The organism is Zoogloea sp., assembly GCF_041914405.1.
Lineage (GTDB): Bacteria > Pseudomonadota > Gammaproteobacteria > Burkholderiales > Rhodocyclaceae > Zoogloea.
In genome coordinates this window covers 30,678-52,896 of the sequence record NZ_JAYSDK010000038.1, presented here as the reverse complement: position 1 = coordinate 52,896, position 22,219 = coordinate 30,678, and the positions used below count along the sequence as shown (strand labels likewise).

Annotated in this window: 23 protein-coding genes; 10 read left to right on the top strand and 13 right to left on the bottom strand. The window is 61.4% G+C overall.

The features are described 5' to 3' along the window. Positions 1–53: 53 nt before the first annotated feature. The 5 genes from tyrS to rplM all read right to left on the bottom strand — a co-directional run bounded on the left by tyrS (position 54) and on the right by rplM (position 3,913). A complete protein-coding gene (gene tyrS, locus ACE3RX_RS19605) occupies positions 54–1,253 on the bottom strand; it encodes a tyrosine--tRNA ligase (protein ID WP_374486649.1) in 1,200 nt (399 codons plus the stop codon). A gap of 228 nt (positions 1,254–1,481) precedes the next feature. After that, on the bottom strand, positions 1,482–1,832 hold the full coding sequence (gene erpA / locus ACE3RX_RS19600; protein ID WP_079437043.1) for an iron-sulfur cluster insertion protein ErpA: 351 nt from the start codon (positions 1,830–1,832) through the stop codon (positions 1,482–1,484). A gap of 99 nt (positions 1,833–1,931) precedes the next feature. Continuing rightward, entirely contained in the window at positions 1,932–2,960 is a 1,029-nt protein-coding gene (gene argC / locus ACE3RX_RS19595; RefSeq protein ID WP_374486648.1) for an N-acetyl-gamma-glutamyl-phosphate reductase, read from the bottom strand. A gap of 119 nt (positions 2,961–3,079) precedes the next feature. Next, positions 3,080–3,472: a 30S ribosomal protein S9 gene (gene rpsI, locus ACE3RX_RS19590; protein WP_141351686.1), complete on the bottom strand. Its 393-nt coding sequence runs from the start codon at positions 3,470–3,472 to the stop codon at positions 3,080–3,082. A gap of 12 nt (positions 3,473–3,484) precedes the next feature. Continuing rightward, positions 3,485–3,913, bottom strand: a complete 429-nt coding sequence (gene rplM / locus ACE3RX_RS19585; RefSeq protein ID WP_079437046.1) for a 50S ribosomal protein L13 — start codon at positions 3,911–3,913, stop codon at positions 3,485–3,487. Between the two features lie 503 nt (positions 3,914–4,416). Here rplM and ACE3RX_RS19580 point away from each other — a divergent pair. Continuing rightward, complete coding sequence (locus tag ACE3RX_RS19580; protein ID WP_374486647.1) at positions 4,417–4,833, top strand: OsmC family protein; 417 nt, start codon at positions 4,417–4,419, stop codon at positions 4,831–4,833. A 13-nt stretch (positions 4,834–4,846) separates the two neighbouring features. Here the strand turns inward: ACE3RX_RS19580 and coq7 are convergent, their stop codons facing one another. The 4 genes from coq7 to ACE3RX_RS19560 all read right to left on the bottom strand — a co-directional run bounded on the left by coq7 (position 4,847) and on the right by ACE3RX_RS19560 (position 7,431). Next, on the bottom strand, positions 4,847–5,467 hold the full coding sequence (gene coq7, locus ACE3RX_RS19575) for a 2-polyprenyl-3-methyl-6-methoxy-1,4-benzoquinone monooxygenase (RefSeq protein WP_374486646.1): 621 nt from the start codon (positions 5,465–5,467) through the stop codon (positions 4,847–4,849). A gap of 27 nt (positions 5,468–5,494) precedes the next feature. Then, positions 5,495–6,028: a CNP1-like family protein gene (locus ACE3RX_RS19570; RefSeq protein ID WP_374486645.1), complete on the bottom strand. Its 534-nt coding sequence runs from the start codon at positions 6,026–6,028 to the stop codon at positions 5,495–5,497. A 101-nt stretch (positions 6,029–6,129) separates the two neighbouring features. Further along, complete coding sequence (locus ACE3RX_RS19565; RefSeq protein ID WP_374486644.1) at positions 6,130–6,723, bottom strand: CBS domain-containing protein; 594 nt, start codon at positions 6,721–6,723, stop codon at positions 6,130–6,132. A gap of 156 nt (positions 6,724–6,879) precedes the next feature. Further along, entirely contained in the window at positions 6,880–7,431 is a 552-nt protein-coding gene (locus ACE3RX_RS19560; RefSeq protein ID WP_374486643.1) for an RNA pyrophosphohydrolase, read from the bottom strand. Between the two features lie 154 nt (positions 7,432–7,585). Between ACE3RX_RS19560 and ACE3RX_RS19555 the strand changes: the two genes are divergently transcribed. Both ACE3RX_RS19555 and ACE3RX_RS19550 read left to right on the top strand, forming a co-directional pair. Continuing rightward, positions 7,586–9,304, top strand: a complete 1,719-nt coding sequence (locus tag ACE3RX_RS19555) for a proline--tRNA ligase (RefSeq protein WP_374486642.1) — start codon at positions 7,586–7,588, stop codon at positions 9,302–9,304. Positions 9,305–9,316: 12 nt separating this feature from the next. Continuing rightward, the gene (locus ACE3RX_RS19550) at positions 9,317–9,934 is read left to right on the top strand and encodes a lytic transglycosylase domain-containing protein (protein ID WP_374486641.1); all 618 of its coding nucleotides are present in this window, start codon (positions 9,317–9,319) and stop codon (positions 9,932–9,934) included. 52 nt (positions 9,935–9,986) lie between these two features. Here ACE3RX_RS19550 and mnmA read toward each other — a convergent pair whose 3' ends face one another. From mnmA to ACE3RX_RS19535, 3 genes are read right to left on the bottom strand one after another with little or no spacing between them, the layout of a single operon-like run. Further along, complete coding sequence (mnmA, locus tag ACE3RX_RS19545) at positions 9,987–11,099, bottom strand: tRNA 2-thiouridine(34) synthase MnmA (protein WP_374486640.1); 1,113 nt, start codon at positions 11,097–11,099, stop codon at positions 9,987–9,989. Continuing rightward, positions 11,089–11,658 carry a hypothetical protein gene (locus ACE3RX_RS19540; protein WP_374486639.1) on the bottom strand — a complete coding sequence of 190 codons (570 nt, stop codon included), beginning with the start codon at positions 11,656–11,658 and terminating at the stop codon, positions 11,089–11,091. The genes mnmA and ACE3RX_RS19540 overlap by 11 nt, the downstream gene beginning before the upstream one ends. Next, positions 11,658–12,116, bottom strand: a complete 459-nt coding sequence (locus tag ACE3RX_RS19535; protein ID WP_374486638.1) for an NUDIX hydrolase — start codon at positions 12,114–12,116, stop codon at positions 11,658–11,660. Before ACE3RX_RS19535 ends, ACE3RX_RS19540 begins: the two co-directional genes overlap by 1 nt. Positions 12,117–12,227: 111 nt before the next feature. Here ACE3RX_RS19535 and ACE3RX_RS19530 point away from each other — a divergent pair, with 111 nt between their 5' ends. The 6 genes from ACE3RX_RS19530 to ACE3RX_RS19505 all read left to right on the top strand — a co-directional run bounded on the left by ACE3RX_RS19530 (position 12,228) and on the right by ACE3RX_RS19505 (position 18,788). Beyond that, the gene (locus ACE3RX_RS19530; protein ID WP_374486637.1) at positions 12,228–13,148 is read left to right on the top strand and encodes a branched-chain amino acid transaminase; all 921 of its coding nucleotides are present in this window, start codon (positions 12,228–12,230) and stop codon (positions 13,146–13,148) included. Between the two features lie 18 nt (positions 13,149–13,166). Then, a complete protein-coding gene (locus ACE3RX_RS19525) occupies positions 13,167–13,367 on the top strand; it encodes a zinc-finger domain-containing protein (protein WP_374486636.1) in 201 nt (66 codons plus the stop codon). A gap of 79 nt (positions 13,368–13,446) precedes the next feature. After that, positions 13,447–13,878 carry a nuclear transport factor 2 family protein gene (locus ACE3RX_RS19520; RefSeq protein WP_374486635.1) on the top strand — a complete coding sequence of 144 codons (432 nt, stop codon included), beginning with the start codon at positions 13,447–13,449 and terminating at the stop codon, positions 13,876–13,878. Beyond that, positions 13,875–14,849, top strand: coding sequence for a hydrolase (locus ACE3RX_RS19515; RefSeq protein WP_374486634.1), 975 nt, complete (start codon positions 13,875–13,877; stop codon positions 14,847–14,849). Before ACE3RX_RS19520 ends, ACE3RX_RS19515 begins: the two co-directional genes overlap by 4 nt. A gap of 125 nt (positions 14,850–14,974) precedes the next feature. After that, a complete protein-coding gene (locus tag ACE3RX_RS19510) occupies positions 14,975–16,357 on the top strand; it encodes a phosphomannomutase/phosphoglucomutase (RefSeq protein WP_374486633.1) in 1,383 nt (460 codons plus the stop codon). 166 nt (positions 16,358–16,523) lie between these two features. Next, positions 16,524–18,788 (top strand): diguanylate cyclase domain-containing protein, encoded by a 2,265-nt coding sequence (locus ACE3RX_RS19505; protein WP_374486632.1) that lies wholly within the window; start codon positions 16,524–16,526, stop codon positions 18,786–18,788. A gap of 91 nt (positions 18,789–18,879) precedes the next feature. Here the strand turns inward: ACE3RX_RS19505 and alaS are convergent, their stop codons facing one another. Then, the gene (gene alaS, locus ACE3RX_RS19500; RefSeq protein WP_374486631.1) at positions 18,880–21,504 is read right to left on the bottom strand and encodes an alanine--tRNA ligase; all 2,625 of its coding nucleotides are present in this window, start codon (positions 21,502–21,504) and stop codon (positions 18,880–18,882) included. Between the two features lie 143 nt (positions 21,505–21,647). Between alaS and ACE3RX_RS19495 the strand changes: the two genes are divergently transcribed. Then, positions 21,648–22,199 (top strand): cob(I)yrinic acid a,c-diamide adenosyltransferase, encoded by a 552-nt coding sequence (locus ACE3RX_RS19495; protein ID WP_374486630.1) that lies wholly within the window; start codon positions 21,648–21,650, stop codon positions 22,197–22,199. Positions 22,200–22,219 lie beyond the last annotated feature (20 nt).

The window sequence follows — 22,219 nt, the reverse complement described above, 5'->3', positions numbered from 1 at the left end:
CTGCGCATTATAAAGAATTATCGAAAACCGTCAACACCATTCGACAAAATAATTTAGACAACACTCACCTTGGCAAACTTTCTCTTGCCCACCTGAAGCACCACAACCTCTCCGGCCTTCAAAACCAACCCCTTCTCGCTCAACTTCTCCCCATTCAATCGCACCCCGCCTTGATCGATCATTCTCAGAGCTTCAGAGGTACTTGCCGTCAAACCCGCTTGCTTCAGGATTGAACTAATTGAAACCCCTTCGCCCCCACCAGGCAAGGAAACTTCAGGAATATCATCGGGGATCGCATTCCGCTGGAAACGCGCCTCAAAGTCCTCCAAGGCCGCCACTGCAGCAGCCTGCCCATGAAAACGAGCCACCAACTCCTGGGCCAGCAGCACTTTTACATCACGAGGATTCCGCCCTCCAGCAATCGACTCACGCAAACCCTTGATTTCCGCAGCCCCCTTAAACGACAGCAAATCGTAGTAACGCCACATGAGATCATCAGAGATGGACATGACTTTTCCGAAAATCTCGTTGGGCGGCTCATAGATGCCGATGTAATTCCCCAGGGATTTCGACATCTTGTTCACGCCATCCAGCCCTTCAAGGAGCGGCATCGTCAGCACGCACTGCGGCGCCTGGCCGTAATGCTTCTGCAGTTCACGCCCAACAAGCAGATTGAAACGCTGATCTGTACCACCCAATTCGATATCAGCCTTCAAAGCCACCGAGTCGTAGCCTTGGCAGAGAGGATAGAGAAACTCATGGATCGCAATTGGCTGCTGAGTTGAATAGCGCTTCGAGAAGTCATCCCGCTCCAGCATTCGAGCTACCGTATGCTGCGCAGCAAGGCGGATCATACCTGACGCCCCCAAAGCCTCCATCCAACTGGAATTGAAGCAAACCTCAGTCTTCACGGGGTCAAGGATCTTGAACACCTGATCCTGATAAGTACGTGCATTGTCCAGCACCTGCTCACGCGTAAGCGGCGGCCGGGTCGTGTTTTTGCCTGAAGGGTCGCCAATCATGCCAGTGAAGTCGCCGATCAAAAACAAGACCTGGTGACCGAGTTCCTGAAAATGGCGCAACTTGTTGATCAGCACCGTGTGTCCGAGATGCAGGTCAGGCGCAGTGGGGTCGAAGCCCGCCTTGACACGCAAAGGACGCCCAGTCTTGAGCTTCTCAACCAGATCAGCCTCGATCAAAAGCTCATCCGCCCCCCGCTTGATCAACTCCAGCGACGTAGTAATGTCAGTCATATTTATCCTTGCACAGCCTCAAGGCGACACTCAGGCCCGAGCGTCGCACACCCACTAGCGCGACCTACCCTGAGAAAAGAGAGCCAAAATTCTAGCCCATCCCGAAAAACGGGATGCAGCATTCCACCCACAACAAAGAAAAAGCGCCTGCCACTTACGCAACAGGCGCCTTTCGGCAAAACCGAAGCCAAGGAGGGCGGGACGATCCGCCCCGCCTAACAACTCAGATCATGCGGAAAACGACGAGCCACAGCCACAGGTACTCGTCGCATTGGGGTTGCGAATCACAAACTGAGAGCCTTCAAGCCCCTCCGTATAATCGATCTCTGCCCCAACCAGGTACTGGTAGCTCATGGGATCGATCAGCAGCATCACGCCTTCCTTTTCCATAACGGTATCGTCTTCGTTGCGGATTTCATCGAAGGTAAAACCGTATTGGAAACCGGAACAACCACCACCCGTCACGAAGACACGCAACTTGAGATCAGGATTCCCCTCTTCGAGGATCAACTCCTTCACCTTGCTAGCAGCGCTATCGGTAAACACAAACGGGCTCGGCATTTCGGTCACGGCATCCATGGAACAACTCCTTCAAAACGATCGTCGGATTATGGTCAGCCCCTAACGGCGGGTCAAGGCAACACCATCAAATAGTCGACAAAAACACTCGATTTTAGTTCAAGGCATCACCGGGATCTGCTCAAGCCCTGCGGTTTCAGGGCGACCGAACAGGACATTCATGTTCTGCACTGCCTGTCCCGCAGCCCCCTTCACGAGGTTGTCGATGACCGACAGCACCACCACGACATCTCCGCCCTGCGGACGATGAACCGCAATCCGGCAGATATTGGCGGAGCGCACGGAACGCGTGGACGGATGAGCCCCACGCGGCATCACATCCACAAACGGCTCATTGGCGAAGCGGGTCTCGAACAGCTCCTGCAGATCGACATCATTCGTAAGGCGCGCGTAGAGCGTCGCATGAATGCCACGGATCATCGGGGTGAGATGCGGAACGAAAGTCAGCCCGACGGGAGCATTGGCGTAGCGCGACAACCCCTGCCGAATCTCCGGCAAATGCCGATGCCCCGACACACCGTAAGCCTGGAAGTTGTCCGCCGACTCGGAGAACAGGATGTGCGTCTCAGCCTTGCGGCCACCACCGGAAACACCAGATTTGGCATCTGCAACCAAGCCGTCCAGTTGTACGACACCGGCCTCAACAAGCGGCAAGAAGCCCAGCTGCACCGCCGTGGGATAACAACCAGGATTGGCCACCACCCGGGCAGCCTTGATAGCCTCGCGATTTACCTCCGGCAAACCATACACCGCCTCGGCAACCAGCTCAGGGCAGGCGTGCTTCATCCCGTACCACTTTTCCCACTCAGCCACGTCGGAGATCCGGAAATCCGCAGCTAGATCGATGACCCTCACACCCGCAGCAACAAGGGCTGCAGCCTGCTGCATCGCAATCCCGTTAGGCGTAGCGAAGAAGACGACGTCACACCCCGACAGATCAGCCGCCTGAGGGTCAACAAACCGCAGATCAACCCGGCGACGAAGGCTCGGGAACATATCCGCGACCAGCATCCCCGCCTCACCACGCGAAGTGATTGCCTTCAGTTCCACATCCGGATGCTGCGCCAACAAGCGCAACAACTCAACCCCGGTATATCCCGTCCCACCAACCACACCAACCTTGATCATGCTCGCCCCCAACAGGAAATGAACCACCAGCAGACACCCGAACCACGCCGGAACAACATACTACGCCAAGATGACAAAAAGCCGCCCGAAGGCGGCCTTTTGACCATGCTCTAAGCGGATTAACGCTTGGAGAACTGCTTGCGACGACGCGCCTTGCGGAAACCGACCTTCTTACGCTCGACTTCACGGGCATCGCGAGTAACCAAGCCAGCCTTCTTCAGGGGGGACTTGAGTTCTGCATCGTAGTCGATCAGCGCACGAGTGATGCCATGGCGCACAGCACCCGCCTGACCGGATTCGCCACCGCCGGTCACATTGACCAGAATGTCGAAAGTGTCGACAAAGTTCGTCAGAACCAGCGGCTGACGAACGATCATGCGACCGGTTTCACGGGAGAAGAACTGATCAACCGGCTTGCCGTTCACGACGATGTTGCCGGAGCCCTTCTTGATGAAGACACGGGCAACAGCCGACTTGCGACGACCGGTACCGTAGTTGTAAGTCACAGCCATTATTGGCTCCTGTTAAATCGCGAGAACTTGGGGCTGCTGTGCGGCATGCGGATGCTCAGCACCGGCGTAGCACTTCAGCTTCTTCAGCATGGCGTAGCCGAGCGGCCCCTTGGGGAGCATGCCCTTGACAGCCTTTTCAAGCACGCGAGCAGGGAAGCGCTGCTGCAGCTTGGTGAAGTTGGTTTCGTAGATACCGCCCGGATAGCCGGAGTGACGGTAGTACTTTTTGTCCTGGGCCTTGGTGCCGGTCACACGCAGCTTGTCGACATTGACGACAACGATGAAGTCACCGGTATCAACGTGCGGGGTGTAGATGGCTTTATGTTTGCCGCGCAAGCGAAGCGCAACTTGGGAAGCAAGCCGACCAAGGACCAGGTCCGTCGCATCGACGACGAACCAGTCGCGCTTGACCTCATGCGGCTTGGCAGAAAACGTTTTCATGAAGATCCCTCTGACTTTTCCCGACACCGGGAACGACCATAATTCGGAAAGCCGCGGATTTTACCCCAGACTCAAGAATGGTGTCAAACATTAAATCAAGGCAAAAAAAAGCGCAGATCGGGGAGATCTGCGCTAAATCCACACCAAAGGAGGAGGGTGGAGGAGACACCTTTCAGCCGCCTCAAACAACAAAAGCAACTGGACTGACCAAATTATCTCCCCCCTCCATCCTCGGCGCAAGATTTTTTTGTGCGCCGCGTCAAAATATTATCTATCAAGAAATAATTAATATTTATCGAATAAAGTTCATATGAAATCAACAATTTCATATGAACAAAACCAGGCACCTCAACTCAGGCCACTGCGCATCCAAACCTCAGACCGACCCCCAGATATTGCAATGCAACATACGGAGCCACTTCAGTGGCCCTCAGGCCGGCTACAATCATGAACCGCAAAAGGAGCAATACTCCTTAACACGTCAAATTTTGAAGGGAAACAGAATGGAGTGCGTAGTCAAGTGGGTCGGCGACATGACCTTCATGGCCGAAACCGGCTCAGGGCACGTGATTGCAATGGACGGCCCCCCCGACGCTGGTGGGCGCAATCTTGCACCACGGCCCATGGAAATGATGCTGGCCGGCGCGGGCGGATGCACCGCCTTCGACGTAGTCCTCATACTCAAGCGCGGCCGGCAGGACGTCCGGGATTGCAGCGTGAGCCTGAAAGCCGAACGCGCAGAGACCGACCCCAAGGTGTTCACGCGCATTTCCTTCCACTACACCGTTACAGGGCGCGGCCTGAAGCCTGAAAGCGTAGAACGAGCCATCAAACTATCGTCCGACAAGTATTGCTCGGCGACGATCATGCTCAGCAAAACAGCGGAAATCGAACACACCTGGGAGATTGTCGAGGCCTAGGCCCGGATCTGACTCAGATCCAGTACGCGACGCCCGTCATGACCTTAGAGGTCGCCTGCATGGCGGCCTTCACTGGCACAGGAAGCTCCACAGCCCCGAGGCGCACAGCAGTATCGGCATGGGCGACCTCGTCGACCTTCATCTGAGCAACGATCTCGCGGGAACGCAGATCCTGTTCGGGCAAGCGACCGAGATGGCTGTCCAGATGTGCTTCGACCTGACGCTCGGTCTCCGCCAGAAAACCCAAATTGACGCCATCGCCGAATCGAGCAACCAGCATTCCGATGGCGAGCGAGCCGCCGTACCAGAGCGGGTTCAGAAAGCTCTTCCGCCCGCCCAACTCAGCGATGCGACGCTCGGTCCACGCCAGGTGCTCGGTCTCTTCATGCGCAGCTCCCGCAAGCGCCTTCTTGATGCCTTCGTTCCCGGACATCAGCGCCTGCCCTTGATACAAGGCCTGGGCACAGATTTCTCCGCAGTGATTGACGCGCATCAGGGAGGCCGCATGACGCTTTTCCTGCTCGCTCATCTCGGCCTCAGGCAGTGCCTCACCAGGCACGGGACGTACAGTCTGAGCATCCGCAAACACGGTACGCAAAGCCCTGTCGAAACCAATGATCAGCTGATCCAGCATCACCACCACTCCAATTAAAATTTGATGTCAGCGCAGGCCGGCAGCCTGTCGCAGGGACTGAACGATTTGGTCTCGGTTCGGACGGATGGATCCCAACGGACAGAAGAAGTCCTTGGCAAGCAAGGCGTACTGGCGATTGAAGGCATTGTCGCGAATCCGTTGCCATTCGTCGGTACGAGGCCGGACCCACTCCTTGTCGCCGCGGCCGATCGCATAAAGCTTCCGCTCTGCGGTGTCGCAGCGGATCCCCTCGAAGCTCACGTTCTGGGCGCCGCCCGCTCCACGCACAACCAGCGTAAAACGCACGACACCATCCTCGGCGAGCGTCAGCGACTTCTCATCCACGAACGACGAAGAAGTGGATGCACTCGCCAGATCAAGGGGAATCAGATTCGCGCTTTCGGGAAATGCGGGAAGCGCCGGCTCGATCTCCTTCCAGACCGGCTTGGCCTCTTCCTCGAAGAGGGAAGTGCGACCACCAGCACAACCACCAAGCGCGATGCCCGTCACCACGAAGAAAAGCGGAATACATGAGCGGACCAAACGGGAAGCTGCAGCCATCAGGTTTCCAAAGGGGAGGATGAAAGACGGGCGCAATTCTACTACCCTCCCCTTCCGCCGGGCCAAACCCTTGCAGAACAGGCCGTCGCCTGCGCGAAAGATCAGCTACCGATAGCAGCCTCAATTTCGGCAAAGGTGCGTGCCACCTCAGCGGTCTGCAAGGGAATCCCCATCTGGCGCGCGATCTGGGATGCAGAAAAAATCCCCCTGATAACGGGTGCCGCACCGCCTTCGTCCTCAACCACCAGCGCATGCTGCCGCCCACAGGCCTTCAGGGTGGCAACGATGTGCCCAACCTCGGCACGCAATACATCCGACATCGTCACGGCATCGAGTTCTTCCGTCGCCACCATGATGTCGCGCACCGTCAATTCCTCATGGCGCGACATCCGCTCCCGCGCCACCCGCGTCGGCTTCTCCCCTAACAAGTCATTGGACGTGATGATGCCCACCACGCGGCGATCGGCGTCCGTGGCAAAGAGCATCCGCACGCCACGCAGGATCATGCTGTGATTGGCTTCGACCAACGAAACCGAATCGGAGATGGTTGCCGCCGGAATCCGTCTCAGATCGGTCATTACCTCTATCGCCGGTGACGACGCAACGACTTTGCTCAAGCTCCAGGCATCCGCGACTTCGCAAGTGCCGCTCTTGACCCGAAACTGCCGGATCGGCTGATAGTGCAAGCGCTCCATGGTGCCTCCTCCCAATGTGCCCCTACAGCGATGAACCCGGATTGGGCTACTACCCCCCCGGACCTGACGCCACACTCTGTGCGACGACAAAAATCAGCAGCAACGGTGAATGAGACAAAAAGACGCGTGCCGAGTTTCAGCTCGGCACGCGTCTTGTCAGGAGTGGGAAGGTCGCCCCGGAGGCTCCGGCGTCACGACGATCGGCCGGTAGCTTTCGGGAATATCGAAGACCCGATCACGGAAAAGCAGTCGGGCCAGTTCAAGCAGTGCCGCCTGATAGACACCGCGCTTGAACTCGATGACTGCCTCAAGGGGCACCCAGTAATAACTCCAGCGCCAGGCATCGAACTCCGGGTGAGTGCTCGCACGCAGGCATACGTCAGAATCGCGCCCCACCAGTCGCAACAGGAACCAGATCTGCTTCTGGCCGCGATAGGTGTTACGCCATTCCCGCTTGATCCAGTGCTTGGGCACGTCGTAGCGCAACCAGCCGCGGGTGCGGCCGATGATACGAACGTGCTCAGGCTTCAAGCCGACTTCTTCGAAGAGCTCACGGTACATGGCCTGTTCCGGCGACTCGCCGTGCTTGATTCCGCCCTGCGGAAACTGCCAGGAATGTTCTCGTATCCGTTTGCCCCAGAAAACCTCGTTGCGCGCATTCACCAGAATGATGCCGACGTTAGGCCTGTAGCCTTCACGGTCGAGCATGGTGCAACCTTTAATTCATGAACTGTGCGGAATTCTTCCATATTTCCCCTTGCCGCGAAAGCCGATGCCCCGAATCGGTGCAGTGCAACAGAAGCGGCGCCAAGGCGCGAGGTGCACGTTAAAATTACAATCTGTACTAACAACGGATTCCGTCATGCGTGCCTCCCAGTTCTTCCTCTCCACCCTCAAGGAAGCCCCTTCCGACGCCGAAGTCATCAGCCACAAACTGATGATGCGTGCGGGGCTCATCAAGCGCCTCGCCGGCGGTATCTACACTTGGATGCCCCTGGGCCTGCGCGCCCTGCGCAAGGTGGAAGCCATCGTGCGGGAGGAGATGAACCGTGCCGGTGCCATCGAAGTGCTGATGCCCGCCGTGCAACCGGCCGAGCTGTGGCAGGAATCCGGCCGCTGGGATTTCTACGGCCCCGAACTGCTGCGCTTCAAGGACCGCCACGACCGTGATTTCGTCGTCGGCCCGACTCACGAAGAAGTCATCACAGACGTGGTGCGCAAGGAGCTGAAGAGCTATCGCCAGCTGCCCAAGCACTTCTATCAAGTGCAGATGAAGTTCCGCGACGAGATCCGTCCCCGTTTCGGCGTAATGCGCGGCCGCGAATTCGTCATGAAGGACGGCTACTCCTTCCACAGCTCCTTCGAGGATCTGCAGCGGGAGTACCGCAACATGTACGACACCTACCATCGCATCTTCAACCGGCTCGGCCTGAAGTTCCGCGCCGTCGCGGCGGATACCGGCTCGATCGGCGGCACTGGCTCCCACGAATTCCACGTGATCGCCGAAACTGGCGAAGACGACATCGCCTACTGCCCGGACTCCGACTACGCCGCCAACGTGGAACTCGCCGAAGCCCTGGCGCCGACCACCCCGCGCCCCGCTGCCAGCGCTGCGCTGACCAAGGTGCATACCCCTGGCGCCAAGACCATCGACGAGTTGGCCGCCTTCCTGAAGATTCCCGCCACCCAGACCGTCAAGGCGATCGTGGTGGACGGCGACGAAGCTTCCGGCGGCAAGCCCGTGCTGTTCCTGCTGCGTGGGGACCACGAACTGAACGAGGTCAAGGCCCAGAAGGTGGCGGGCGTCAAAAATCCGCTGACCTTCGCCTCCCCTGCTTCCATCCTGACCGCCTTCGGAGCCAATGCCGGCTCCCTCGGCCCCATCGGCTTCCAGGGCCGCGTGGTGATGGACCGCACCGTTGCGGCAATGGCCGATTTCGTCACCGGCGCCAACGAGGACGACTACCACTACACCGGCGTCAACATCGGCCGTGACTTCCCCGAAGCCGAAATCGCCGACCTGCGCAATGTCGTCGTCGGTGACCCCTCGCCGGACGGCAAGGGCAGCCTCGACATCTGCCGCGGCATCGAAGTCGGCCACATTTTCCAACTGCGTACAAAGTACTCCGAAGCCCTCGGCTGTAAATTCCTCAACGAGCAGGGCAAGGAACAGGTCATGGAGATGGGCTGCTACGGCATCGGCGTCTCTCGCATCCTCGGCGCAGCCATCGAGCAGAACAACGACGCCCGCGGCATCATCTGGCCGGACGCCATCGCACCGTTCCAGGTCGCCATCGTGCCGATGGGCTACGCCAAGTCCGAAGCCGTGCGTGAAACCGCCGACAAGCTGTACGCCGAACTGGTCGCGGCCGGCATCGATGCCTTCCTCGACGACCGGGACGAGCGCCCGGGTTCCCTGCTCGCCGACAACGAGCTGATCGGCACCCCGCACCGTGTCGTCATCGGCGACCGCGGCCTGAAGGAAGGCGTCGTCGAATACCAGGGCCGCCGCGACGCCGAAGCCACCAAGCTGGCCGTCGCCGACGTAGCGACCACGGTCATCGCAAAACTGAAGGGCTGAGGCAAACCGAGCATGCGCGCCATCGTCGCTTCCACTCTGGCTGCACTCCTGCTGGGCGGAGCGACGATGGCCCATGCCGGGAACCAGATCTACGAACCGCTCGCAGCCAGCGTGCAGGCTGCGCTGCATGCGGCAGTTGCCGACCAGGCACCGTTGGATGCAAGTTTCCAGCGCTCCCCGGAGGGATCCCGTTGGCTGGCCGAGATGTCTCGCCGCATGGCCAAACGCATCCCGGACGAAACCTACCGCCTTGAGCTTCTACGGGCGATCCACTACGAAGCTACCCGTGCCGGCCTCGACCCCCAACTGGTGCTGGGGCTGATCCAGGTCGAAAGCGGCTTCAAGAAATACGCCCTGTCTTCGGCGGGCGCCCGTGGCTACATGCAGGTCATGCCGTTCTGGGTCAAACTGATCGGCAACCAGGAGAGCAATCTCTTCCACATGCGTACCAATCTGCGCTTCGGCTGCACGATCCTGCGTCATTACCTCGACATGGAGCGTGGCGACCTGTTCCGCGCACTGGGACGCTACAACGGCAGCCTTGGCCGACCCGAGTACCCGAACATGGTACGCGCAGCGTGGGAGCACAACTGGGCCTATCCGAGCTTCCGGCTGGCTCAGAACCCTTGAAAACAAAACGGGCGCCACATAGCGCCCGTTTGCTTTTGTATCAACAGCCCCTTCAGGCCGTGATGATCCCGCCCCCCAGGCAGACCCGGCTTTCGTAGATCACCACGCTTTGCCCCGGGGTCACCGCCCATTGCGGCTGGGCAAAGGCAATCTCGGCGCGACCGTCGGCAAGGACATCGATCTCACAGGGTGCATCCGGCGTCCGGTAACGTGGCTTGGCCGTATACACCCAGTGTGTACGCGGATCCCGACCAGAGCCCCAGCTCAGGTCGGTAATCGTGAGGCGATCCTTCAGCAGTGCGGGATGATCGTGTCCCTGCACAACGTACAACACGTTCTTCGCCATATCCTTCTGCGCGACATACCAGGCGTCGTGCTCACCGGCGTCATCCTGGTTGCCCTTGATGCCGCCAATCTGGAGCCCCTTGCGCTGGCCAATGGTGTGATGCATCAAGCCTTGATGCTGGCCGATCACCTTGTCGCCCTCCAACGTGCGGATCTCACCTGGTTTGGCCGGCAGGTAGCGGGACAGGAACTCCCGGAACGGGCGCTCGCCGATGAAGCAGATACCCGTCGAATCCTTCTTGGCATGCACATGCAGGTTTGCCGCCTCGGCCATCTTGCGCACGTCGCGCTTGTAGAGATGGCCAATGGGGAACAATGCCTTCGACAGCTGGGCCTGGTTCAGGCGATACAGGAAGTAGCTCTGATCCTTGGTCCCGTCTTCCGCCTTGAGCAGTTGATACTCGGTGCGCCCGTCGTTGGTCCATTCGCGCACCTGCGCGTAGTGGCCGGTGGCGATGCGATCTGCGCCCAGCGCCAGCGCGTGGTCAAGGAAGGCCTTGAACTTGATTTCCGAGTTGCACAGGATGTCCGGGTTGGGCGTGCGGCCCGCCTCGTACTCCCGCAGGAAGTCGGCGAAAACCCGTTCCTTGTACTCCTTCGAGAAGTTCACCACCTCCAGTTCGATACCCAGCACATCGGCCACCGACACCACGTCCACCAAGTCTTCCCGGGTCGAACAGTATTCATCGTCGTCATCGTCCTCCCAGTTCTTCATGAACAGGCCGACAACGTCGTAGCCCTGCTGCTTGAGCAGCATCGCCGCCACCGACGAATCCACGCCGCCGGACATGCCGACGATGACTTTTTCCTTACGAGACATTCGGTCCCTCTCCATCCAGCCAATCTTCCAGGGGTAGCACCACAGCAGGATCGCCATGCTCCCCAAACCAAGTATCCACCACGAAGCGTGCGCCAGCCTCGGGCGCCTCGTCGTTCTTCTCGCGAATCACCGCCGAAAAATGCTGTGCAACCAGCCAACGCACACGGCGATGCACCTCATCCACCTCATGAAAACGCAGCAACCCGCGCCTCTCCAGCATCAGCAGCATACGCGTCGTGGTCTGGGCGTGATCGATGCAATCCATCTTGCCCGGCACGTCGTCGTCGAGATAATCGCCGGGCCGATCCACATGGATCGGCGACTGCTCACCCGCCCAGCGGTATAACTGCCCCATTACCTGAGCGAGGACCGCCCGCTCGGCCAGCGCAGAAGTCGCAAGTCTCAAACGACCAGCCAGAACCCCGATCTGCGCCTCGGAAAACACCACCGACGCCTCGTTCAGGCATCCGTAGTTGAAACATACGGTCAGGTGCGCGTCGGCCAGGGCCGCTCCCGAACCGAGCAGCAGACAGGTCGCCAATATGCCCGAGCGCAACATCAGGCGTCGTAGTGGCGCACCAACTCCAGCGGATAGCGCCGCCCGGCCAGATAGTCTTCACAGCACTGCAGGATCAGCGGGCTGCGATGACGCTCCCGCGTCTCGCGCAGCTCGTCCAGCGTAAGCCACAAGGCGCGCACGATACCTGAGTCCAACCGCCGCTCCGGATCGAATCCCGCCACACTGCCACCGAACGTGAAACGCAAATAGGTGATGTCACTCCCGGGTTTGGGCCACTGGTAGATGCCGACGAGAAACTCCGGCTTGAAGTGATGGGCGGTTTCCTCCAGCGCCTCGCGGGTGACGGCCTGCAGCAGGGATTCGCCCTGATCCAGATGGCCGGCCGGCTGATTGAAGCACAGTCCAGTCTCGGTTTCCTCCTCGACGACCAGAAAGCGCCCGTCGCGTTCGACCACGGCCGCCACAGTGACATTCGGTTTCCAGGCTCTCATCGTCATCCCGCAGACAAAGGCGACATTTTAACCCGTTCCGGGCGAGGGTCCGCAGCCTCTCGGAATGAGCTAGAATCGCGGGCTCGAATTTACTGTTTTCAGCTGGAGATCCCCACAATGTCAATGGCAGACCGCGACGGTTTCATCTGGTACGACGGCAAGCTCGTGCCGTGGCGCGAAGCGACCACCCACGTGCTCACCCACTCCCTTCACTACGGCCTTTCCGTATTCGAGGGCGTCCGCGCGTACAAGACCGTCAAGGGTACGGCGATCTTCCGTCTCGCCGAGCACACCCAGCGCCTGCTCAACTCCGGCAAGATTTACATGATGAACATTCCTTACTCCAAGGAAGTTCTGATGGAAGCCCAGCTGGAAGTGGTCCGCGCCAACAAGCTCGAATCCTGTTACCTGCGCCCGATCGCCTTCTACGGCTCCGAAAAGATGGGCATCTCCACCAAGGGCGCCACGGTCCACGTGGCCATTGCGGCCTGGCCGTGGGGTGCCTACCTGGGCGAGGATGGCCTGGAGAAGGGCATCCGCGTGAAGACCTCGTCCTTCGCCCGCCACCACGTGAACGTCACGATGCCGCGCGCCAAGCTGGCCTCCACTTACGCCAACTCCATCCTGGCCAACCTGGAAGCCACCGAAGCCGGCTACGACGAGGCCCTGCTGCTCGACACCAACGGCTTCGTGGCCGAAGGCGCCGGCGAGAACCTCTTCGTGATCAAGGACGGCGCCATCTACGAGCCCGAGATCGCCTCCGCGCTGACCGGCATCACCCGCGCCTCCGTGATCCGCGTCGCCAAGGAGTTCGGCCTCGACGTCGTCTCCAAGCGCATCACCCGCGACGACATTTACATCGCCGATGAAGCCTTCTTCACCGGCACCGCCGCCGAAGTGACCCCGATCCGCGAACTGGACGGCCGCACAATCGGCGAAGGCAAGCGTGGCCCGATCACCGAGAAGCTGCAGAGCCGCTTCTTCCAGATTGTCAGCGGCCAGGCCCCCGAATACGAAGAGTGGCTGTCTTACATCTAAGATCCCAGGGAGCAATCCATGCCTGAAAATCAGGACAAGTCGAAGCCGATCGAAATAACCGCCCACGAGCTGCCGCTGCACTGCCCGATGCCCGATGCCCCTCTGTGGGCCCGGCATCCTCGTGTGTTCCTTGACGTCACCAAGGAAGGCCAGGCAACCTGCCCGTATTGCGGCGCCAAGTACGTCTTCAAGGGCGAGCTGCCCAAGGGACACCACTGAGGCTCCTCGCCGGGCCACGGCCAGCACGGGGGCGGTAACGCCCCCGTGTCACATGCGAACTTCCATCCGAGAAACACGCATGAGCACCCCGATCTACACTTCACCCGACGACGCCGAAGCGGCTTTCTATGCCGCGCTGGCCCGCGCCGACGTGGACGGCATGATGGCCGTCTGGTCGGAAGACGAAGAAGTTGTCTGCGTCCACCCCGGCAGCATCCGCCTGGTCGGGCTTGCGGCCATCCGCGAATCCTGGCGCCAGCTCTTTGCTAGCGGCAGTCGCATCAACGTCAACATCAGCCACCCGGTACGCTGGGTCAGCGTCATGACGGCCGTGCATACCCTTCAGCAACACGTGCACGTGGAGGGCGACGACCGGCTGCACCCACCGATCATCGCCACCAACGTCTTTACGCGTGGAGCCCTCGGCTGGCGGATGGTCATGCACCACGCGTCCCTCGCGCCGGACATGGACAGCCTGCACAGCAACAACACCCCTCACGTGGTCCATTGACAGCGTACGTCCATGCCGCCGGAGCCTACGTCGCTCCCGGCTGGCTACCCGGCGGCCACGTCCAGACCATCTGGCCCCTGCTACGCAAGGGGCAGCTGCCGGCAATGCTCCGCGAACGCTGGGACACGCCGGACGGCGACTTCATTGACCTCGACTGGCTGCCGCATCAACCCGGCGCACCGTTGGTCGTACTCTTTCACGGCCTGGAGGGGTCAAGCCGCTCGCCTTACGCGAGGCATCTCATGCGCCATCTGGCGGAGCTGGGCTGGAATGGGGTCATCCCGCATTTTCGCGGCTGCTCCGGCGAACCCAACCGCCTGCCACGTGGCTACCACGCTGGCGACGCGGAGGAGATCGGCTGGATACTGGAACGTCTGGCAGCCCTTTTCCCGGCCCAACGCCGCTACGCCGCTGGCGTATCCCTCGGCGGCAACGCCCTGCTGTTGTGGCTGGGCACCCGCGGCAGCACCGCCAGCGGGCTGATCGACGCCGCCGCCGCGATCTGCGCGCCAATCGACATGACCGCGACGGGCCATGCGCTGGCCCAGGGCTTCAACCGCATCTACACGCGACACTTCCTCGCCACCCTCAAGCACAACGCAGCCGTAAAGCTGGGGCAGCATCCGGGAATCTTCGACCCCCGCGCGATGTGGCGCAGCCGCACGCTGTATGAGTTCGACAACCTTGTCACCGCGCCCCTGCACGGCTTTCGCAACGCTGACGATTACTGGAGCCGCGCATCCAGCAAGCCCCACCTGCCTGGCATCCAGATTCCCACCCTGCTGCTGAATCCACTGAACGACCCCTTCCTGCCCGCCCACCACCTACCCACCCGGCAGCACGTTTCCGCCGTTGTGCAACTGGAGCAGCCCAGGGAAGGCGGCCACGTCGGATTCGTCAGCGGCGCCTGGCCTGGACACTTGAACTGGCTGCCCCGGCGGATCCTGGACTTTTTCCAGGCCGGACACTGACGTCCTGCTTGGCAATGCAGCATCCGCCCGGGAAAATCATCGAAATCGGCGCCATCAGCACACCCAGTCGTCATGGTGCACCGCGTATAATCGAACCCTCATCGTTTCCGACCGGAGTTCCCAGCATGTTCGTTCCCGCCCCAGAGATCTTCAAGGCTTATGACATTCGCGGCATCGTCGACAAAACCCTGACTGCCGAAGCCGTGCGCGCAATCGGTCAGGCCCTCGGCTCCGAAGCCGTTGCCCGCGGTCAGAAAGCCATCGCCGTGGGTCGGGATGGGCGCCTGTCCGGTCCTGAACTCGCCGGAGCCCTGGCCGACGGCATCCGGGCTGCCGGTGTGGACGTCATCGATGTCGGCTGCGTGCCGACCCCCCTGACCTATTTCGCCGCCTACGAGCTGGGCACCAACTCCTGTGTCTCCGTCACCGGCAGCCACAACCCGCCCGACTACAACGGCCTCAAGATGGTCCTCGGCGGCCAGACCCTGTTCGGCGAACTGATCCAGGGCCTGCGCCAGCGCATCATCGACGGCAACCTGGTAACCGCCGCCGAACCCGGCAAACTCACCCAGGCCGACGTCGTGCCGGCCTACGTCGAGAAAATCGTTGGCGACGTGAAGCTGTCCCGCCCGATGAAGGTCGTCATGGACTGCGGCAATGGCGTTGCTGGCGCCGTTGCACCGGAACTCTTCAAGCGCCTCGGGTGCGAGCTGGTCGAACTGTTCTGCGAGGTTGATGGCAACTTCCCGAACCACCACCCCGATCCCTCCAAGCCGGAGAACCTCAAGGACGTCATCCGCGCCCTGCAGGAAACCGATGCGGAAATCGGCCTAGCCTTCGACGGCGATGGCGACCGACTGGGCGTCGTCACCAAAGATGGCGAAATCATCTTCCCCGATCGTCAGCTGATGCTGTTCGCCGAAGACGTGCTGACCCGCGTGCCGGGTGGCGAGATCATTTATGACGTCAAGTGCACCCGCAACCTGGCCGGCTGGATCAAGGACCGCGGCGGCAAGCCCACCATGTGGAACACCGGCCATGCGCTGGTCAAGGCCAAGCTGAAGGAGACCGGCGCCCCGCTGGCAGGTGAGATGAGTGGCCACGTTTTCTTCAAGGAGCGCTGGTACGGCTTCGACGACGGCCTCTACACCGGCGCACGCCTGCTCGAGATCCTGTCCCGTCACGCCGATGCCAACCCGGTGCTCAAGGGCCTGCCGAACGCCACCAGCACCCCTGAACTGAACATCAAGATGAACGAAGGCGAACCCTTCGCGCTGGTGGACAAGCTCAAGGCTGAAGCACAGTTCAGCGGCGCCGAGAGCATCCTGACCATCGACGGCGTACGCGTCGAGTACGCCGACGGCTTTGGCCTGGCGCGCCCGTCCAACACCACGCCGGTCGTCGTCCTGCGTTTTGAAGCTGACAGCACTGCCGCCATCGAGCGCATCCAGGCCGACTTCCGTCGTGCCATCGAAGGTGTCTGGCCCGGCGTGACGCTGCCGTTCTAAGCCGGTCGGCCGGGCCTGCAGCCGTATCACCAGGCCCGGCCGAACAGATATTTGCGCAAACCTCTTTCTCCTTCATCAGAAAAAAGTAAGACTGGCAACCTGCAACACCCGAACAGCCCTCACCGGGACGCCGCCATAAGTTCCACGCCTCGATGGAGGAGCCGTCATGAAGGCTGTGCCCACGTTTCGGTCGGCAAGCTTCAGCGCATCCCAATTCCGGACACGGCTTAGCATCGCCGTCATCCTGCTGAACCTGATGGTCATCGGCCTGGCCTTCCAATCCCTCCATCAGGGACTGGAACAGTCGCGGGCAAGGGCCATCGTCAACACCCGCAATCTGGCACAGCTCCTCGATCACGACATCGCTGCAATTTTCGATCGCATCGACCTGACACTCCAGGCACTGGTAGACGATCTCGACGATGGTCAGACAAGCAAGCCTGACAGCCGGCGCTACCAGACCATCCTGCAGCAACACTTCTCGCGACAGCCAGCCCTGCACAGCCTGCTGATCGTTGATGAACACGGCACCGTGCTGGCCAGCAACGGGCCGCCGAACCGCAGGCCCGGCCTGCTGGGCGACCGGGACTATTTTCTGCGCCACCGGAACTCCGCATCCGCCGGCCTGGTGATCTCTGCGCCCCTCCAGGGACGCATTGGCGGTGAATGGATCATCACCCTGAGCCGCCGCATCACAACACGAGACGGCCGCTTTGCCGGCGTAGCCGTCGCCAGCATCCGTCTGACCCATCTGCGCGAACTCTTCGCCAGCCTCAACCTAGGGCCCGGCGGGGCCGTCACCCTGCGCGACACCGAACTCGGCCTGATCACCCGCCATCCGGCCCCCAGCGCCCCCGACGTGCGAACCGGCTCGCGGGCCGTCTCCCCCCAACTCGCCGCAGCGATCCGGGCAGCCCCAAAAGAAGGCGCCTACCTCGCCGTCACCCAGATCGACGGCATCGAACGGACCAATGCCTATCGGCGCATGGAGCACTACCCCTACTACGTCATCGTGGGGCTGGCCGACGAAGACTATCTGCTCGGCTGGTACCGGGAGGTCACCAAAACCGCGGTACAGGTCGCCCTGTTTGTGCTTGCCACTCTCGTCATGCTCGGCCTGCTGATCCATCTCTGGTCGCTCCGGGAACGTGACCTGAAACATATCGCCAGCAAGGAACTGGAGCTGCGCATCCTGCTCGACACGGCCCCTGACGCGATCATCATTCTCGATGCAACCGGGCACATCAGCCGTGCCAACCAGCGCGCACTCAGCACCTTTGGCTACCGCTACGAAGACTTGATCGGGCGACCGGTGGGCAACCTGCTCGCCTCCGAATGGAGTGAGCTGAACCAACCGATCCAGTCAGTGGCCGACGTAGACCTGATCGCGCTTAGCGCCGCCGGCCGCCGTTTTCCAGTCAGCATCAGCATGACTCCGACCGAAACCGAGAGGGGGCGCATGGCAACGCTCGTGATCCGGGACAGCAGCGAACGCCGCGAACGGGAGGACGCCCTGCGCCTGGCCTCCCTCGTCTATCAGGCTGTCGGTGAAGCCATCATGGTCACCGACACCACCAACCGCATCGTCGCCATCAACCCGGCCTTCACCCGCCTGATGGGCTACGCGCCTGAGGAAGCCATCGGCCAGCCGGCAAGCGTCCTGAGCTCAGGACGCCACGATCACGCCTTCTTCCGCACCATGTGGGAAAGCCTGGACGCGACCGGCACCTGGAAGGGAGAAATCCTGAATCGCCGGCGCAACGGGGAAATTGCCGCCGACTGGCTGATGATCAACACCATCTACGACGACAGCGGTCAGGTGCAATGGCGGGTCGGCATGTACTCCAGCGTCACAGAACAAAAACGTGCCGAAGAGCTGCTGTGGCGCCAGGCCAGCTATGACACGCTGACCGATCTGCCCAACCGGCGCCTGCTGCTCGACCGCCTACAGCAGGACATGAACATCGCCGACCGCGCGGAAACGGAAGTCGCGTTGCTGCTGGTCGATCTCGATTACTTCAAGGAGGTCAACGACACCCTCGGCCACCTCGCCGGCGACCAGTTACTGATCGAAGTCGCCCAACGCCTTAAGGCCTGCATCCGCGAAACGGATACCGCAGCCCGCCTCGGCGGCGACGAATTCGCGGTGATCCTGGGGAGTATCACCGACCGCCTGCACATCGAGCCCATCGCTCAGTCGATCCGCAGCACGCTGGCCGCCCATTACGCCCTCAAGGAGGGCGATGCGCGGATCTCCGCCAGCATCGGGATCGCCCTCTATCCTTCGGACGCCCAGGACGCCGAAACCCTGTTCCAGCGGGCGGACCAAGCCTTGTATCTCGTCAAGGGTACCGGTCGAAACGGCTTCAGCTTCTATACTGGGCCGTCCACGGAAAAACGGCCGGCAGACAGCCCGGCCGTTCAACTGTAAGCATCCTTTTCGAGCGAAGAGAAGCTCGGTGACGCCTGGGGCAGTAGCGCCTAAACGCACCGCCACAGACAGGGGACGCCGGGGATCACCCTCACCCCAGCTTGCCGCCCACCCAGCCGGCCACCGCGGCCAGCGCAGCAGGCAGTGCAGCTGCATCCGTACCACCGGCCTGAGCCATGTCGGGACGGCCACCGCCCTTGCCGCCCACCTGCTGGGCCACGAAGTTGACCAGTTCGCCGGCCTTCACCTTGCCGGTCAGGTCGGCCGTCACGCCAGCAATCAGGCTGACCTTGCCGTCATTGACGCTGGACAGCACGATAGCCGCCGACTTGAGCTTGTCCTTCAGCTTGTCGAGGGTCTCGCGGAGGGTCGGCACGTCGGCGCCTTCCAGCGTCGCCGCCAGCACCTTGGCCCCTCCCACATCGGTAGCCTGGGCAGCCAGATCGTCACCCTGGCTGGCCGCCAGCTTGCTCTTCAGGCGGGCAAGTTCCTTCTCGAGGGCCTTCACGTTGTCCATCACCTGAGACACGCGCGCCAGCACATCCTGCGGCTGGGCCTTGAGGACTCCGGTCACGCCGTCGAGCAAGGCCTGCTGCGCCTGCACCAGGGCCACCGCCACGTCGCCGCACACTGCTTCGATACGCCGCACACCAGCGGCCACGCCGCCTTCAAGGGTAATCTTGAACAGGCCAATGTCGCCGGTGCGGGCCACGTGGGTGCCACCACACAGTTCCTTGGAGGAGCCGATGGTCAACACGCGCACCTCATCGCCGTACTTCTCCCCGAACAGCATCATCGCGCCAGTCTTCTGGGCGGATTCGATGTCCATCACGCTGGCGTCGGTGGCCGCGTTGGCGAGGATTTCGTCATTGACGATGCGCTCGATGCGGGCGATCTCCTCGGCCGTAACAGGCTGGGTGTGAGCAAAGTCGAAACGAGTCTTGTCCGGATCGACCTGAGAGCCCTTCTGCTGGACGTGGCTGCCGAGCACTTCGCGCAGCGCCTTGTGCAGCAGGTGGGTCGCCGAGTGATGACGGGCAGTGCGAGCGCGGGCCTGGGTATCGACCTTGGCCGTAACGCCGTTGCCGACGGTCAGCTTGCCGGTCTTGACCACCCCGTGGTGGCCGAAGACGGTAGCCTGGATCTTCTGGGTGTCCTCCACCGCGAAGATGCCATGCACGGAACGCAACTCGCCCCGGTCACCGACTTGGCCGCCGGATTCGGCATAGAACGGCGTGTCGTCGAGGACCACGACGCCCATCTCGCCTTCGTTGAGTTCATTGACAGCCACGCCATCCTTGTACAGGGCCAGCACATTGCCCTTGGCTTCGAGGTGCTCGTAGCCATGGAAGGTGGTTGCCGGGCCGTCGTACTCCAGGTTGGCGGCCATCTTGAACTTGCCGGCGGCACGGGCCTGCTCCTTCTGGCGCGCCATCGCGGCGTCGAAGGCGGCGCTATCCACAGTCACGCTGCGCTCGCGGCAGACGTCGGCGGTCAGGTCAAGCGGGAAGCCGAAGGTGTCGTGCAACTTGAAGGCCGTCTCACCGTTGAACACGGTAGAACCGGCCGCAGCCATCGCCGCCAGTTCGCCTTCGAGGATCGCCATGCCGTTCTCGATGGTGGCAAAGAAGCGGTCCTCCTCCTGCTTGAGGATATCGGTCACGCGAGCCTCGCCGGCCTTCAACTCGGGATAGGCTTCGCCCATCTCGGCAACCAGGTCCGGCACCAGCTTGTGGAAGAAGGCGGCGCGGGCGCCCAGCTTGTAGCCATGGCGGATGGCGCGGCGGATGATCCGGCGCAGCACGTAGCCGCGGCCTTCGTTGCCGGGGATCACACCGTCGGCAATCAGGAAGGAACAGGCGCGGATGTGGTCGGCCAGCACCTTCAGGGACGGGCTGTCCATGTCGGCGTCGGACGTCTCACGGGCCGCAGCCTTGATCAGGGTCTGGAACAGGTCGATCTCGTAGTTGGCGTGCACACCCTGCAGCACGGCGGAAACCCGCTCCAGGCCCATGCCGGTATCCACCGAGGGCTTGGGCAGCGGATGCATCACGCCCGCCTCGTCCCGGTTGAACTGCATGAACACGTTGTTCCAGATCTCGATGAAACGGTCACCGTCTTCCTCCGGCGATCCCGGGGGGCCGCCCCAGATGTGCTCGCCGTGGTCATAGAAGATCTCGGTGCACGGGCCGCAGGGGCCGGTGTCGCCCATCATCCAGAAGTTGTCGGAGGCGTAGCGGGCACCCTTGTTGTCACCGATGCGGATGACCTTATCGGCCGGCACGCCGACTTCCTTGGTCCAGATGTCGTACGCCTCATCGTCTTCCGCGTAGACGGTGACGGTGAGCTTGTCCTTCGGCAGCTTGAAGACTTCAGTCAGCAACTCCCAGGCATAGGTGATCGCGTCGCGCTTGAAATAATCGCCGAAGCTGAAGTTGCCCAGCATCTCGAAGAAGGTGTGATGGCGGGCGGTGTAGCCGACGTTTTCCAGGTCGTTATGCTTGCCGCCGGCACGCACGCACTTCTGCGATGTGGTGGCGCGGGTATAGGGGCGCTTGTCGAAGCCGAGGAAGACATCCTTGAACTGGTTCATGCCTGCGTTGGTAAACAGCAGGGTCGGATCCTCATGGGGAACCAGCGAGCTGGACGCCACGATCTGGTGGCCCTTGGAGGCGAAGAATTCGAGGAACTTCTGGCGGATTTCGGCGCTTTTCATCGGCGTGGGGTCTCCGGATGTCTCAACTGCGACGGTCGGGGAAGGACAAGTATCAAAGCCGTAAATTGTAGCATCCCTCCCCGCCGGGCCCCGCTGGCTATAATCGACCTTCCAAAAACACAACTCCTTCAGGAGACAGCACAATGGGCCACCGCCTGTCCAAGATTTATACCCGCACCGGCGACGCCGGCACCACCGGCCTCGGCAACGGCAACCGGGTTTCCAAGAACAGCCTGCGCATCCACACTCTCGGTGAAGTGGACGAGGTCAATGCCTCCATCGGCGTCCTGCTGTGCGAGGAACTTCCGGACGACGTGCGTACGCTGCTGACCAACGTGCAGCACGACCTTTTCGACCTGGGCGGCGAAGTGTGCATTCCCGGCATGGAGATGATCACCGCCAAGCAGGTGCAGTATCTGGAAGACGAGCTTGATCGTTTCAACGACGACCTCGAACCGCTGAAGGACTTCATCCTGCCGGGCGGCACCCGTGCGGCGGCACTCGCCCACCAGGCCCGGACCATCTGCCGCCGCGGCGAGCGCATGATCGTCGCGCTGGGCCAGGAAGAGGCCGTCAACGATGCGCCGCGCCAGTACCTCAACCGCCTGTCCGACCTGCTCTTCGTACTTGGCCGGGTCCTCAACCGCGCGGGCGGCCGCGGCGACGTGCTGTGGCAGAAGCGAAAGAACGCATGACGTAAAAAAGGCTGCGGATC

Excerpts from the sequence above, each read along its gene's own strand:
- alaS (WP_374486631.1), bottom strand. The coding sequence starts at position 21,504 with ATGAAAAGCGCCGAAATCCGCCAGAAGTTCCTCGAATTCTTCGCCTCC.
- ACE3RX_RS19570 (WP_374486645.1), bottom strand. The coding sequence starts at position 6,028 with ATGGCTGCAGCTTCCCGTTTGGTCCGCTCATGTATTCCGCTTTTCTTC.
- ACE3RX_RS19505 (WP_374486632.1), top strand. The coding sequence starts at position 16,524 with ATGAAGGCTGTGCCCACGTTTCGGTCGGCAAGCTTCAGCGCATCCCAA.
- ACE3RX_RS19540 (WP_374486639.1), bottom strand. The coding sequence starts at position 11,658 with ATGTTGCGCTCGGGCATATTGGCGACCTGTCTGCTGCTCGGTTCGGGA.
- ACE3RX_RS19495 (WP_374486630.1), top strand. The coding sequence starts at position 21,648 with ATGGGCCACCGCCTGTCCAAGATTTATACCCGCACCGGCGACGCCGGC.
- ACE3RX_RS19510 (WP_374486633.1), top strand. The coding sequence starts at position 14,975 with ATGTTCGTTCCCGCCCCAGAGATCTTCAAGGCTTATGACATTCGCGGC.
- ACE3RX_RS19530 (WP_374486637.1), top strand. The coding sequence starts at position 12,228 with ATGTCAATGGCAGACCGCGACGGTTTCATCTGGTACGACGGCAAGCTC.
- ACE3RX_RS19560 (WP_374486643.1), bottom strand. The coding sequence starts at position 7,431 with ATGCTCGACCGTGAAGGCTACAGGCCTAACGTCGGCATCATTCTGGTG.
- ACE3RX_RS19565 (WP_374486644.1), bottom strand. The coding sequence starts at position 6,723 with ATGGAGCGCTTGCACTATCAGCCGATCCGGCAGTTTCGGGTCAAGAGC.
- ACE3RX_RS19555 (WP_374486642.1), top strand. The coding sequence starts at position 7,586 with ATGCGTGCCTCCCAGTTCTTCCTCTCCACCCTCAAGGAAGCCCCTTCC.
- argC (WP_374486648.1), bottom strand. The coding sequence starts at position 2,960 with ATGATCAAGGTTGGTGTGGTTGGTGGGACGGGATATACCGGGGTTGAG.
- mnmA (WP_374486640.1), bottom strand. The coding sequence starts at position 11,099 with ATGTCTCGTAAGGAAAAAGTCATCGTCGGCATGTCCGGCGGCGTGGAT.
- ACE3RX_RS19550 (WP_374486641.1), top strand. The coding sequence starts at position 9,317 with ATGCGCGCCATCGTCGCTTCCACTCTGGCTGCACTCCTGCTGGGCGGA.
- tyrS (WP_374486649.1), bottom strand. The coding sequence starts at position 1,253 with ATGACTGACATTACTACGTCGCTGGAGTTGATCAAGCGGGGGGCGGAT.
- ACE3RX_RS19520 (WP_374486635.1), top strand. The coding sequence starts at position 13,447 with ATGAGCACCCCGATCTACACTTCACCCGACGACGCCGAAGCGGCTTTC.
- coq7 (WP_374486646.1), bottom strand. The coding sequence starts at position 5,467 with ATGCTGGATCAGCTGATCATTGGTTTCGACAGGGCTTTGCGTACCGTG.
- ACE3RX_RS19535 (WP_374486638.1), bottom strand. The coding sequence starts at position 12,116 with ATGACGATGAGAGCCTGGAAACCGAATGTCACTGTGGCGGCCGTGGTC.
- ACE3RX_RS19580 (WP_374486647.1), top strand. The coding sequence starts at position 4,417 with ATGGAGTGCGTAGTCAAGTGGGTCGGCGACATGACCTTCATGGCCGAA.
- ACE3RX_RS19525 (WP_374486636.1), top strand. The coding sequence starts at position 13,167 with ATGCCTGAAAATCAGGACAAGTCGAAGCCGATCGAAATAACCGCCCAC.
- rpsI (WP_141351686.1), bottom strand. The coding sequence starts at position 3,472 with ATGGCTGTGACTTACAACTACGGTACCGGTCGTCGCAAGTCGGCTGTT.
- rplM (WP_079437046.1), bottom strand. The coding sequence starts at position 3,913 with ATGAAAACGTTTTCTGCCAAGCCGCATGAGGTCAAGCGCGACTGGTTC.
- erpA (WP_079437043.1), bottom strand. The coding sequence starts at position 1,832 with ATGGATGCCGTGACCGAAATGCCGAGCCCGTTTGTGTTTACCGATAGC.